Genomic DNA, 13,863 nt, shown 5'->3' with positions numbered 1-13,863 from the left:
ACTTTTTTTCCTACGCAAGCGAGGCAGAGCCTCTGGTTATGCGTTCCCGGGTCTTGCCTGGGAACCAGTTAAAAACTAATAACTAATGACTAATAACTAATGACTAATGACTAATGACTAATGACTAAAAAGTTAAGTTTAAAACAACGATCGCTCGAAATTCTGATTCGCCTCAAACGCCTCTATCCAGAAGCTCCTTGTACTCTCAACTACGAAACTCCCGTGCAGTTGCTGGTGGCGACGATTCTCTCGGCTCAGTGTACGGACGATCGAGTAAATCTGGTAACGCCGGCTTTGTTTGAGCGTTTTCCCGATGCGGTTGCTTTGGCAAATGCTGATTTAGAAGAATTGGAAAGTCTGGTGCGATCGACTGGTTTCTACCGCAATAAGTCTAAAAACATTAAAGGTGCTTGTCAGGCGATCGTCAATAAATTCAACAATCAAGTGCCGCAGCGGATGGAACTGCTGCTAGAATTGCCCGGAGTTGCCCGCAAAACGGCTAATGTCGTTCTCGCCCACGCTTTTGGTATTAATATGGGCGTGACGGTAGACACTCACGTCAAACGTTTGACTCAGCGGTTGGGATTGACAGAACATACCGATCCTACAAGGATCGAGCGGGATTTGATGATATTGTTGCCGCAGCCTGATTGGGAAAATTGGTCGATTCGGTTGGTTTATCACGGCAGGGCAGTTTGTAATGCGAGAAATCCGGTTTGCAATATTTGCGAACTTGCAGATTTGTGCCCTTCTGCTAATATTACGCACCGGTGCGTCAGTGCGGAGGCTAGCAACTAGCATTAAATAATAGGAGCTGACGCACCTTACAATTGCTGAGATGAAAAGTTGATGAATAAACTTTGTCGGTCGCTCGTTTGTTGAGTTTGCTATAATTCTAGTCAACAGCTTAATACTAAGGAAGTAAGTATATGAGTATTGCGATTTCCCTCAGTCCAGAAATAGAGGCACTACTTCGTGAAAAAGCAGATCGGGAAGGACAAGATATTAGCCTTGTTGCTGCCCAATTGCTAACTCGGATATTAGAATGGGAAGCCCGAGACTCTGAAGAAGCTATTGAGGGTATTCAGGAGGGGTTAAATGATTTTGATTTAGGACGGTTCCGTTCTTTTGATGAATTTGCTAAATCACAGCGCACCAAGTACAGTTTTCCAACAAACTGATGACATATCTCATTGAAATTTCTAGCGTTGCAGAAGCAGAAGCTGATAGTGCATTCCTGCTATTATCTCAGATGACATCACCAGAGAAAGCAAGGGAGTGGTAGGAGGGATTGTTGAAGGCTATCGAGCCTTTATCAGCGATGCCAAAACGCTGTCCTATCGCCAGGGAAAATCAATACTTCAGTAAAGAAATTAGGCAGTTACTTTACGGTAAAGGGCGCAACTCATACCGCATTATTTTCACTATTGCCGAAAGTGAAGATGTGTCTGCAGTTCGCATCCTCCACATTCGACACGCTGCACAACAAACTCTTGGCGAGAACCAGGAGTAGTTCCTAGGGTGCGTCAGCTCGAATTAGAGCAACTGTCGATCGCACAATATTAGCTGAGGCCTCCTGCAAATGAGATAAGTTGTTGTGTGTAAATAAAAATATTTAAAACTAAAGTTATCCAAAATGACAAAAATATAGTAAAATAGTAGATTGTGATTAATCTAAGGATATCAACAGATTATGGCTAAGAAGAGCATGGTTGAGCGCGAGAAAAAGCGCCAGAGACTCGTAGACAAGTACGCCGACAAGCGGGAAGACCTGAAAGACCAGTTTGACCAAGCTAACAATCAGATGGACAAAATGGCGATTCACCGCCAACTGCAACAGCTACCCCGCAGCAGTTCGCGGACTCGCTTGCGGAACCGCTGCTGGGCAACTGGACGGCCCAGAGGTTACTATCGTGACTTCGGACTGTCTCGCAACGTGATGCGAGAAATGGCTCACGAAGGTCTTTTGCCCGGTGTTGTGAAGTCTAGCTGGTAGCACGAAGGAAGAAGGAAGAAGGGAGAAGGAAGAAGGAAGAAGGAAGAAAGAAGAAAAAAACTCACGATTAATCGGCAGGATTATGTTTGGGGTTGATTTTTGTTTCAGACTTATGAGTTAAATTTTCCTCCTTCTTGCTTCACTGGCCGCAGCATTTATCGATGCCGAGACTTTCGAGTAACAAGTCGCTGACGGCATTGGCGATCGCAAATTCGCCGTAGAAGCTTTTAGAAAAATCATAGGCCTGCATTTCGGTGACGATCGCAATTACGAGGCTGCCCAAGTCGTTTTCGCCTTCCATACGCTGGCGGACATAGATTTGGGCAGCCCTTTTAGCTATTTGCTGGTTGGCTGCTTCTGGGATAAACTCGGAGTCTAGCCAGGCCAGCAACGTTTGTTGGAGCCATTGCCCTTCTTGTTCGGGGTTTTTGGCGGGCGGTAAGGTAATAGGTTCGATGGTTTCAGACATGATTATTCCTAATTGCTAATGTTGACTTTGAAAAGTTAACTGACAAATGAGAACTGATAAATATATGCAATATGATATACCGACAATTATACAAGGATACGCGCAAGGCTATTTCTTGATGGCCAATGACGGGGAGGAGAGTTTGGGGTGGTATTCGAGCCGGCAGCGGGCGCTGATTCCCCTGGATGAAAGATTTACCTATCCGAAATCGCTGCGTCGCCAAATCAATCAAAATCGATTTTCGGTGGCTGTGAACCGCGATTTTGGGGCGGTGGTTGACGGTTGTGCCGATCGCGAAACGACTTGGATTTCTAAGGAGCTCAAGAAGATTTACTGGGGTTTGTATGAGGCCGGTTGGGCTTACAGCTTCGAGACTTGGTGCGGCGACGAATTGGCGGGCGGTATTTTAGGATTGTCGATCGGCGGTGCGTTTATTGGGGAGTCGATGTTTTACCGAATTCCCGAGGGTTCTAAGGTAGCGATGGTGAAGTTGGTGGAGAGATTGCGCGATCGATCTTATCTGATGTTCGACGCTCAAATGAACAATCCGCACTTGGAAAGATTCGGCGCTTATACTGTTAAGGAAAAACTGTATAACACTCTTTTGCAAGCAGCTTTGAAGCGTCGCTGCACGCTATTTTGAAAGCTTTGAGCTAATACCGAAAGGCCGCCAGGGAATGAATTTCACGGGGCTTTTAGCTAAAGTCCTCGCTATGAGGACTAAATGAGTTATTCAGTCCTCTTGAGAGGACTTTAGCTTTGAGGCAGGGAATTCATTCCCTGCCGGACTGCCGGACTCAACGAAAGACTTTTAAATTGACACTAATGGACATTGCCATGTCCTTGCCCGTAGCTAAAATTTTCAGCCCCGGTATAATGTTGAATATTCAAGTCGAGCGAGCAAAAAGCAATGGTAGATCCAGTCAGCGCGGGTTTGGTTTGGTTATTGGTCGGCCCTATTTTGCAAGACTTGGCTAAAGCAGCTTTAGACGACTACGTTAAAGATTTTTTTAAAGGTTTTATTAAAGATGTTGAAGGACTTGCAAAAAAGCCCTTCGCTCAAAATGCTGTTCGCGATGCCATTAAAGACTTTATCATATTGTTCGAGCAGGAATTAGAGCGATCGCACTTAGATAAAAAACAGATCCAGCAATACCTGCAACCGTTACGCCAATTTCTCAAACAACCTGATGTCAGGCAATTTTTGGGAACTGCGTTTCAAGGCAATTGTAAATATTTAGACACTGGTATTTTAGCTCAGCACTGGCAAACTTTGCGCTTGCAACATCCGGTGAGACAGAATTTGCCCACCTTCACTCGGATTGTACCGGCTAATCTTTTTCAGGAGCAACCGGTTTCCTCGCTTCCCGATACGTTTAGTTGGGAACAAGTCGCAGAAAACTATCTGAAAAGCGTTAAATTAATTAGAGAGCAAAATGCCGAACTGCGACAAATTTTAAACACCAATCAATTTGCCAGCATGGAGCGCAGTCTCGCAACAATTGCTCCGATTCCGGCTGAATTTAACTTAGCAAGTTATCAAGAAGGACTGCGAGAACTATATGAATATTCGTTGAATTTAGACAATTTAGATAAGAGGTCTGGAGAATACGAAGGAAAACTGACAATTAAAGAAATATTTATTCCCCAAAACGCGCGATCGTGTCAGGAATATTTGCCGAAAGATTATGAATTGCCCAAGGAGATTCAAAAGCGATTGCGGGAACGGGGGGACATAGCCGCCGAAGTAAGTCCAGAAGATTTGGAACGCCACCAAAAAGCTTATACTCAACAGCAAACTCGCTCAGTGCTCGACGTGATTGATGATGTCACTTACCGTTATCTAGTAATTCTAGGCGATCCGGGTTCGGGGAAATCTACGCTGTTAAAATATCTGGCGCTTCAGTGGGCAAAATTATCTGCCAATGACTTGTCATTGCACCCGATTCACTTACTGATTGAATTGCGGAAATACAATCGCAGTCTAGATGAAAAAAAGTGCCATAATTTTCTAGAATTTATCGAGTGCGACTCTAGTCGGATCGACCATTTAGACAAAAACATCCTGCACGAATGGCTGGAAGCTGGCCGCGCTGTCGTCATGTTTGACGGGCTAGATGAAGTGTTTGAGTTGGAAAAACGCAATCGAATTGTTGACCAAATTCATAGCTTCACTCAAAAATATCCAACGGTGAAAACCATCGTTACTTCTCGCGTTATTGGCTACCAGCAGCAGCGGCTGAAAAATGCCGAATTTCATCACTTTATGCTGCAAGATTTTGAACCGGAACAGATTCAAAATTTTATCCAGAAGTGGCACGATTTGACATTGATAGATCGCTTAAAAAAAGCGGCTCTTTTAGAACGCTTGCAGCAAGCGATTGCGGCATCGAATTCAATTCGAGAATTAGCCGGAAATCCGCTGTTGCTGACAATGATGGCAATTCTCAATCGCAATCAGGAGTTACCGCGCTTTCGGGCGAAACTCTATGAAGAAGCATCAAAAGTGCTCCTGCATAAATGGGACTTTGAAGTGAAAGAAAAACTAAATAATGACAGAGTTGACCCTTATGTAATTGATGAAGAAGTCAAACAAAGTATCTGCGGGCGAATCGCCTACACAATGCAGTCTAGTAGCAAACAATTAGGAAATATTATTAGTCGCGAGGATTTGCGGCAAACTATTACTGATTCATTGAGCGGCTTGATGGGAACTGGGGCAACTGCTTGTGCTAAGTTGATGGTAGACCAACTGCGCGATCGCAATTTTATTTTGTGCTTCTTGGGTGGATATAATGAAGATTATTTTGCTTTTGTCCATCGCACGTTTTTGGAATATTTTTGTGCTTGGGAGTTTGTGCGGCAATTTGAGAAACAAAAAACGCTTGAGTTAGATGGTTTGATTGAAGTTTTTCGAGAGCATTGGCGAGATGAGTCTTGGCATGAAGTGCTGCGTTTAATGGCGGGAATGCTGGATGCTAATTTTACAGGTAAAATCCTCGAATACCTGATTGGTGAAAATGGGGAAACAGAAAAGTTTAGCAATCTGTTTTTGGCGGCGCAGTGTGTTTACGAAGTCAAGAATAGAAATGATATTGCTGTTATTGCGAGTAAGTTGCGCGCTCTAGTTAAAGAGTTAACTAAATACGGAAATATCACTGATTCTACACGTCAAGAATATAACACCCTAGTTTATAAAATTCGCAAACAAGCAGTAGCAGCAATTGCAGCAACTTGGAAAGATGACCCAGAAACCTTACCCATTCTCAAACAACTGGCTCAATCAGACGATAATTGGGATGTGCGACAAGCAGCAGTTCAAGAATTAGCACGGGGGTGGAAAGATGACCCAGAAACCTTACCCATTCTCAAACAAAGCGCTGAATCTGACGATGATGAGGATGTGCGAGAAGCAGCAGTACAAGAAATAGCACGGGGGTGGAAAGATGACCCGGAAACCTTACCCATTCTCAAACAACGCGTTCAATCAGACGATAATTCGCATGTGCGAGAAGCAGCAGTACAAGAAATAGCACGGGGGTGGAAAGATGACCCAGAAACCTTACCCATTCTCAAACAACTAGCTCAATCAGACTATAATTTAAATGTGCGACGTGCAGCAATACAAGAAATAGCATGGGGGTGGAAAGATGACCCAGAAACCTTACCCCTTCTCAAACAAAGCGCTCAATCCGACGATGATTGGCCTGTGCGACGTGCAGCAGTACAAGAAATAGCACGGGGGTGGAAAGATGACCTAGAAACCTTACCCATTCTCAAACAACTGGCTCAATCAGACGATGATGAGGATGTGCGACAAGCCGCAGTACAAGAAATAGCACGGGGGTGGAAAGATGACCCGGAAACCTTACCCATTCTCAAACAACTGGCTCAATCAGACGATGATTGGCCTGTGCGAGAATCAGCAGTACAAGAAATAGCACGGGGGTGGAAAGATGACCCGGAAACCTTACCCATTCTCAAACAACGCGTTCAATCAGACGATAAGTCGCGTGTGCGACAAGCAGCAGTACAAGAAATAGCACGGGGGTGGAAATATGACCCAGAAACCTTACCTATTCTCAAACAACTGGCTCAATCAGATGATGATGGGTATGTGCGACAAGCAGCAGTACAAGAAATAGCACGGGGGTGGAAATATGACCCAGAAACCTTACCCATTCTCAAACAACTGGCTCAATCAGACGATAAGTCGCGTGTGCGACAAGCAGCAGTACAAGAAATAGCACGGGGGCGGAAAGATGACCCAGAAACCTTACCCATTCTCAAACAACTGGCTCAATCAGATGATGATGGGTATGTGCGACGTGCAGCAGTACAAGAAATAGCACGGGGGTGGAAATATGACCCAGAAACCTTACCCATTCTCAAACAACTGGCTCAATCAGACGATGATTCGGATGTGCGACGTGCAGCAGTACAAGAAATAGCATGGGGGTGGAAATATGACCCAGAAACCTTACCCATTCTCAAGCAACGCGCTCAATCAGACGATAATGGGAATGTGCGATATGCCGCAGTACGAGAATTAGCACGGGGGTGGAAAGATGATCCACAAACCTTACCCATTCTCAAGCAACGCGCTCAATCAGACGATAATGGGAATGTGCGATATGCAGCAGTACGAGAATTAGCACGGGGGTGGAAAGATGACCCAGAAACCTTACCCATTCTCATCAAACAACTGGCTCAATCAGACGATGATGGGGAGGTGCGACAAGCAGCAGTACGAGAATTAGCCCGGCGGTGGAAAGATGATCCAGAAACCTTACCCATTCTCAAACAACTAGCTCAATCAGACGATAATTCGGATGTGCGATATGCAGCAGTACGAGAATTAGCGCGGGGGTGGAAAGATGACCCAGAAACCTTACCCATTCTCAAACAACTAGCTCAATTAGACGATAATTCGGATGTGCGATATGCAGCAGTACAAGAATTAGCGCGGGGGTGGAAAGATGACCCAGAAACCTTACCCATTATCAAACAACGCGCTCAATCAGACGATAATTCGGATGTGCGATATGCAGCAGTACAAGAATTAGCACAGGGGTGGAAAGATGACCCAAAATTATTTGAGTTATTGTGCGATGTTGCTATCAATGACCCGTTCGATCGCGAGGATGATTTGCAAGATAATCCCCGGCAAACAGCTCTTGCAGCTATGATTAAGTTATATCCCGATCGCCCTCAAACTTTAGAACTTGTGCGCGATCGCGCTCTGAACGATTCTGACGAAAGATTCCGCAAATTTGCCCAGAAAAAATTGGCAAAATTAGAACGCCAATGAGCGATATATTCGATCGCCGATCGCCATTTTTTATAATTTTAGAAGTCGTTTGGTGGGGGTGGGTTTATGATATTATGGGTTTTAAACATAGATGGTTGGTAAAACCAGCCCAGACAAAATTATCAATTACCAATGATAAATTGCGGGTTGAACAATATCTATGTAGAGGCGGGTTTCACCAACAATAATTGCCTAAAACCAATAATCTGGTAAACCCGCCCCCACCCGATGACAAATTAAAAGGTACATTGCTATGCGATCCAGATAGCATTTAAGCCGGAATAAATGCTAAGAAACCCGGTCGATCGTAGAAATCTGGTTTCTGGGAATTGGGGTTATTTATGCTTTTAGGACTTACGCATCAAGACCAAAGAAACCGGGTTTTTTGCCGTTTGGCCGACTGTAACGAAGTATGCTCGTAAAAACCCGGTTTCTGACCACCCGTGCGTAAGTCTTATTCTTTTCAGGGCGAACCGGGATATTTGGTCGATCGCCCCCCAGCTAAAATCACCTATACTACACTACATAATACAGATATTAGAGCCAAAATCCTTGGAGCTCAGAAAAATCAGAATCGAAGCCCCTTGAATGTGTAAAAATACTGAAGCAAACATTACTAAACCCTGCACGGAGCAATTGTTGTGGATTCCAGATATAACCCCCAATCCATAGAAGAAAAATGGCAGCAGACATGGGCTGAGCAAAACTTAGACCAGATGCCAGAAGATACGCAAAAGCCTAAATTTTATGCCTTATCCATGTTCCCCTACCCGTCGGGAAACCTGCACATGGGACACGTCCGCAACTACACAATCATTGATGTAATTGCCAGACTCAAGCGAATGCAAGGTTATCGGGTATTGAATCCGATGGGATGGGACGCTTTTGGTTTGCCCGCAGAAAATGCCGCCATCGAGCGCGGAATTCCCCCTGCACAATGGACTTATCAAAACATTGGCCAAATGAAAGGCTTATTTCGCCGCTTGGGTATTTCTTTCGATTGGACAAAAGAAGTTACAACTTGTTCTCCCGATTATTATCGGTGGACTCAATGGATTTTCTTGCAATTTTTAGAATCAGGATTAGCTTATCAAAAAGAAGCCGCAGTTAATTGGGACCCTATAGACCAAACAGTCTTAGCAAACGAACAAGTAGATAACGAAGGTCGTTCCTGGCGTTCCGGTGCCAAAGTCGAGCGCAAATTATTGCGGCAGTGGTTCCTCAAAATTACCGATTACGCGGAACAGTTATTAAACGACTTAGACAAATTGCCAGATTGGCCAGAAAGAGTCAAATTAATGCAAGCCAACTGGATCGGCAAATCAGTCGGCGCTTACTTAGAATTTCCCATCGTCGGAATGGATGAAAAAATCGCCGTTTTCACCACACGTCCCGATACAGTTTACGGCGTCAGTTACCTTGTTTTAGCGCCCGAACATCCACTAACTCAGCGCGTGACAACCGAAGATAGAAAAGCCGCCGTAGAAACCTTCATCAAAGAAGTTGCACTGCAAAGCGAGATCGATCGCACAGCCGAAGACAAACCAAAGCGCGGCATCCCCACAGGCGGCAAAGCAATCAATCCTTTCAACGGTGAAGAAATCCCCATTTGGATTGCCGATTATGTGCTGTACGAATACGGCACCGGCGCAGTAATGGGAGTACCCGCCCACGACACGCGAGATTTCAAATTTGCCAATCAATATCAACTACCAATTAAAGTAGTAATTGTGGATGATGATGAGATTCCGCTGACGGAAGCTTACACAGAACCCGGAATTATGATTAATTCCGAAAACTTCAACGGCATGGATTCAATTAAAGGCAAAGCAGCAGTGATTCAATATGCCGAAAATGAAGGTTATGGCAAAGCGCGAGTGCAATATCGCTTGAGAGATTGGTTAATTTCTAGACAGCGTTATTGGGGCGCTCCGATTCCCGTAATTCACTGTCCCACCTGCGGAACTGTCCCCGTCCCCGCATCGAATTTGCCCGTATTGTTGCCGGAAAATGTAGAATTTACGGGCAAAGGTTCGCCATTGGCAAAGATGGAAGAATGGGTAAACGTTCCTTGTCCGAGTTGCGGCACTCCGGCGAAGCGCGAAACAGATACGATGGATACTTTTATCGATTCCTCGTGGTATTTCTTGCGCTATCCCGATGCTCAAAATCAAGAGCAAGTCTTCGATACGGCGAAGACAAATGATTGGATGCCTGTAGACCAATATGTCGGCGGCATCGAACACGCAATCTTGCACTTACTGTATTCGCGGTTCTTTACCAAGGTTTTGCGCGATCGGGGTTTAATCAATTGTGACGAACCATTTAAACGCCTGTTAACTCAAGGCATGGTACAAGCAATGGCCTACAAAAATCCTGTTACTGGCAAATACGTTCCCCCAGCAGATATAGACCCCGCAAATCCCAAAGATCCTCAAACGGGCGAAGCTTTGGAAGTCTTCTACGAGAAGATGTCCAAATCAAAATACAATGGTGTTGACCCCCTGGAAGTTATGGGCAAATATGGGGTAGATACGGCGCGGATGTTTATTTTATTCAAAGCGCCCCCAGAGAAGGATTTGGAGTGGGACGACGCTGATGTAGAAGGGCAATTTCGCTTTTTAAATCGCGTTTGGCGCGTGGTGACAGAGTTTGCTGCACGCCCCCCTGCCACCCCCGATCAAGGGGTAGAAAATGCTGAATTAAGTAAAATTGAGAAGGATTTGCGGCGGGCAATTCACACCGCAATTAAGGAAGTTAGCGAAGATTTGGAGGGTGATTATCAGTTCAATACTGCTGTCTCTGAGATGATGAAACTCAGCAATGCTTTGAATGATGCTAAATGTAAAGATTCGCCAATTTATGCAGAAGGTATCAACACTTTGATTCGCTTGTTAGCACCTTTTGCACCGCATATTGCTGATGAGTTGTGGCACAATACTGGTAACAGTGAATCGGTGCATACGCAAACGTGGCCGAGTGTGGATGATTCTGCATTAATTACCGATGAAATTACGCTGGTAATTCAAGTTATGGGCAAGACTCGCGGCACAATTCAAGTGCCTTCTGGTGCTGATAAAGCTGCTTTGGAAAAGTTTGCTCGCGAGTCGGAATTAGCCAAGCGTCACCTGGAAGGTAAGGAGATTAAAAAGGTAATTGTCGTGCCTGGAAAGTTGGTTAATTTCGTGGTAGCGGGATAAAGATGAGAAACCCGGTTTATTGAATAAACCGGGTTTTTAATACTTGCATTTAAGAATTAGCCCGTCCAAAAATGAGTAATCTAAAAAATTCCCGACTATGACTTACGCACTCCGCCAAAGAAACTGGGTTCTTTACGGAATCTCCTGATTCCAACAAAGTATTTTCGTAAAAAACCCGGTTTCTGAGTATCCATGCGTAAGTCCTATTTAATTGTTAGTTTCAAAAAGCAATTGCACGATCGCTCCGCATTCCAATTTTAATACTGATTGAGCGCTGCCGCCATTAACGGCAATTTCTAGCCAACCGTCAGAACCAGTTATGGCAATTAAATCGCCCGGTTCGCTGTCGCTGTAGGTTTTACCGCGGGGGATGCGAATTGCATCAGAACTATTGCTAATTGTCAATGACCAATTGTTACCTATAATGCAATTATTGGGGATATTAGTAATTAGATTGCCGAAGCGATCGACATATTGAATGCAGCCTGCTGCACCTGTGGCTGTAACGGCACAAGTTGGTATCTCTAACTCGGCTAAACTTGCAGGGTCGAGATCCTCCCCCAACTCTTCCAAAGCCACCCCGTTCGCCAAGTGAGCGCCCGCAGCAGCGAAAATATCGCGACCGTGAAAAGTGCTGCTGGGTTGAGGATCTCGCCAGTATTGAGAATTCGTGAGTTCGACAGAGGCGATCGCACTTTCCCGGCTCAACACCCCGCTAAACAACCCGTTATCCGGCCCGACAAGAAAGCAATTAGCACATTGAATCGCAACTCCGCGTCTCTTGCTTCCCACCCCCGGATCGACGACAGCAACGTGTACGGTTTCCGGCGGAAAATAAGCAAAAGCAGTCATCAAACAAAACCTCGCGGCCGCAATATTTTGAGATGGTATTTGGTGCGTAATGTCAATAACTTTTAACTGCGGGTTAATTTGGGCGATCGCACCTTTCATCACTCCCACATAAACATCGCTTAATCCAAAATCAGTAAGCAGAGTTATAATTCTATTTTTAGACATATATCCACAGGTAAGAATATGGTATCACAATGGGAAAACTTTCTGCAAAACTTGGGAGAATGGCACGGTTCCTTTACCCAGTTATCGCCGCGAGGAGAGGTACTTCAAGATACTCCTAGCATTATTTCTCTTGAAGGTTTCAATGACAACAAAACTGTGCGCTTGAAACTCCGTCGCTTTTCCCCAAATCCTAGCGGTGTCGGCGAACCGGAAGTCAGCGAACTTGTTCGAGAATATCAAGCTTTGGGACGAGATATCCTATTTTTTGAGAATGGAGCTTTTTCTCAGGGTACTATTCAACTAGCCCCTTTTTCTGAGTGCGGTGCTGAGTTTGGTTTTATCTACAATTATCGTCGGTTGCGCTTCCCTGTGATATACAATACCGACGGCAATTTATCCAAACTTACCTTAATTCGGGAAAAGCAGCTTGATAAAAATGTCCCCGAACGTCCGCCTTTAACTGTTGAGGCTTTGCTGGGAGAATGGCAGGGCGAGGCGGTGACAATGTATCCAGATTCCCGTTCTCCTGATTCCTATTCTACCAATTTACAATTGCATTTGGAAAGTGGCGATCGCATAATTCAAAAAATTACTTTTGGCCGTAATGCTACTGTTATCAGTTCTAGCGCCACCATTGACGGTTCAGTTCTGCACTTTAACGAAGGTGCTTCGCCCGTGCAAGTTGTGCTGCTTCCTGACGGCGGTTCTTGCACTTTACCTGTCAAGATTGAATTGAGAAAACCTCTATTTTTTGAGGCTGGTTGGTTGGTAGAACCTGACTTGCGGTTTCGGATGATTCGCAGTTACAATGAGCGGGGTGAATGGGTGAGTTTGACTTTAATTAAAGAACGAAAAATTAGTCATTAATCCCGATCAGTTGTTGAGGATTAATAGTGAGTCTTTTGGGCGGGATAGGAGGGGAGCATCTCACTTTTGCAGCCAATCTAGAAATTGGAGTTAGGAGCCAGGAGTCAGGAGTCAGGAGGAAAGAGGAAGAAGGAAGCAGCAAGAAGAAGTGTTTTTACAAATATGAGATGCTCCCGGCTAGAAGCCCACCCCACAATAAACTTAATGTATTGTGGAACGGGCATCTTGCCCGTTCTAAAAATAGTACAAGATATCAGCACTACAAACATTTTTCAGATTTAGGAACCGGATTTTGTTTCCTGGGTTTGCGATTGAATCACCGCACTCCAGTCATCATTATTAACAGCAGCTTCCAAATCCTTAGCGCGTTCGCCGTCACTTTGGACGGCGGTTTCTAACTCTTTGGTAAGAGTGGAATCGGCCATTGCTTTGCGTAATTTCAGCTTCTTTTCCTCATAAGCTTTTTGTTCCTCAGCAGACATAGCAGCGCGGGCTGCTTGGCCTACCGTAGCCGCCCACATTTCGCTGTCTGCAGCGTTTCCAGGCGGAATGCTGCCGAGTTCGGCTATCCACATATCGCGCAAACTTTCCATTTCTTCCCGCTTCGGGAATTTGAAAGTTTGCACGCGCAGAAAAGCACAATTTTCGACACCATTTTGGGCGATATGGCCGTTGATTGAAAGCAGGATATTTCGCGAATAACCGATAAACTGAGTGTTGCGGGAAGTGTCCATTACAGCGTAAACGCCGGCGACTTTCGCGTTAGTTGCCAAATCGCGCCATGTATCGATCGCCATTATTTGCGTCCCGTCATTTTCTAATGCCGGAGTTGCAGCAACGGCGCTGTGTTCTGAGTCGGAACTGTATAAAAAGTTGTGCAGTCCTTCATGGGCGACAGGTACGTTTTGATGTTCAATTGCTACGTCTCGATCGGCATTCACTTGATTAGCTTCCATAAAACCCAATTCCTCAAAAAATGTCAACTTTACTCATTAAATCTGAA

12 protein-coding genes are annotated in these 13,863 nt (G+C 45.0%); 9 read left to right on the top strand and 3 right to left on the bottom strand.

The features are described 5' to 3' along the window. Positions 1 to 120: 120 nt before the first annotated feature. From nth to rpsN, 4 genes are all read left to right on the top strand, one after another. Entirely contained in the window at positions 121 to 798 is a 678-nt protein-coding gene (gene nth, locus D0A37_RS04450) for an endonuclease III (protein ID WP_242721583.1), read from the top strand. A gap of 131 nt (positions 799 to 929) precedes the next feature. Next, positions 930 to 1,181, top strand: coding sequence for a hypothetical protein (locus D0A37_RS04445; protein ID WP_242721580.1), 252 nt, complete (start codon positions 930 to 932; stop codon positions 1,179 to 1,181). 113 nt (positions 1,182 to 1,294) lie between these two features. Next, positions 1,295 to 1,513, top strand: coding sequence for a hypothetical protein (locus D0A37_RS04440; RefSeq protein WP_242721577.1), 219 nt, complete (start codon positions 1,295 to 1,297; stop codon positions 1,511 to 1,513). Between the two features lie 180 nt (positions 1,514 to 1,693). After that, positions 1,694 to 1,996 (top strand): 30S ribosomal protein S14, encoded by a 303-nt coding sequence (gene rpsN / locus D0A37_RS04435; RefSeq protein WP_242721574.1) that lies wholly within the window; start codon positions 1,694 to 1,696, stop codon positions 1,994 to 1,996. Between the two features lie 139 nt (positions 1,997 to 2,135). Here rpsN and D0A37_RS04430 read toward each other — a convergent pair whose 3' ends face one another. Continuing rightward, positions 2,136 to 2,465, bottom strand: a complete 330-nt coding sequence (locus tag D0A37_RS04430; RefSeq protein WP_006633845.1) for a DUF8822 family protein — start codon at positions 2,463 to 2,465, stop codon at positions 2,136 to 2,138. 46 nt (positions 2,466 to 2,511) lie between these two features. Here D0A37_RS04430 and aat point away from each other — a divergent pair, with 46 nt between their 5' ends. From aat to leuS, 4 genes are all read left to right on the top strand, one after another. Further along, entirely contained in the window at positions 2,512 to 3,108 is a 597-nt protein-coding gene (gene aat, locus D0A37_RS04425; RefSeq protein ID WP_445242478.1) for a leucyl/phenylalanyl-tRNA--protein transferase, read from the top strand. 267 nt (positions 3,109 to 3,375) lie between these two features. Beyond that, on the top strand, positions 3,376 to 7,776 hold the full coding sequence (locus tag D0A37_RS04420; protein WP_242721572.1) for a HEAT repeat domain-containing protein: 4,401 nt from the start codon (positions 3,376 to 3,378) through the stop codon (positions 7,774 to 7,776). Further along, positions 7,773 to 7,964, top strand: coding sequence for a hypothetical protein (locus D0A37_RS04415; RefSeq protein ID WP_242721570.1), 192 nt, complete (start codon positions 7,773 to 7,775; stop codon positions 7,962 to 7,964). The genes D0A37_RS04420 and D0A37_RS04415 overlap by 4 nt, the downstream gene beginning before the upstream one ends. A 453-nt stretch (positions 7,965 to 8,417) precedes the next feature. After that, on the top strand, positions 8,418 to 10,976 hold the full coding sequence (leuS, locus tag D0A37_RS04410; RefSeq protein WP_242721568.1) for a leucine--tRNA ligase: 2,559 nt from the start codon (positions 8,418 to 8,420) through the stop codon (positions 10,974 to 10,976). A gap of 207 nt (positions 10,977 to 11,183) precedes the next feature. On the opposite strand, the gene D0A37_RS04405 is transcribed toward leuS, so the two are convergent. Then, positions 11,184 to 11,993 carry an SAM hydrolase/SAM-dependent halogenase family protein gene (locus D0A37_RS04405; RefSeq protein ID WP_242721566.1) on the bottom strand — a complete coding sequence of 270 codons (810 nt, stop codon included), beginning with the start codon at positions 11,991 to 11,993 and terminating at the stop codon, positions 11,184 to 11,186. Positions 11,994 to 12,011: 18 nt separating this feature from the next. Between D0A37_RS04405 and D0A37_RS04400 the strand changes: the two genes are divergently transcribed. Continuing rightward, complete coding sequence (locus tag D0A37_RS04400; RefSeq protein WP_242721564.1) at positions 12,012 to 12,860, top strand: DUF3598 family protein; 849 nt, start codon at positions 12,012 to 12,014, stop codon at positions 12,858 to 12,860. A 278-nt stretch (positions 12,861 to 13,138) separates the two neighbouring features. On the opposite strand, the gene D0A37_RS04395 is transcribed toward D0A37_RS04400, so the two are convergent. Then, the gene (locus D0A37_RS04395) at positions 13,139 to 13,816 is read right to left on the bottom strand and encodes a GIY-YIG nuclease family protein (RefSeq protein WP_242721561.1); all 678 of its coding nucleotides are present in this window, start codon (positions 13,814 to 13,816) and stop codon (positions 13,139 to 13,141) included. Between the last annotated feature and the right edge of the window lie 47 nt (positions 13,817 to 13,863).

The organism is Microcoleus vaginatus HSN003, from assembly GCF_022701255.1.
In the GTDB taxonomy this organism is placed as follows: Bacteria; Cyanobacteriota; Cyanobacteriia; order Cyanobacteriales; family Microcoleaceae; genus Microcoleus; species Microcoleus vaginatus_B.
The sequence above is the reverse complement of the archived record's forward strand: the minus strand, read 5'-3'. Positions and strand labels throughout refer to the sequence as shown.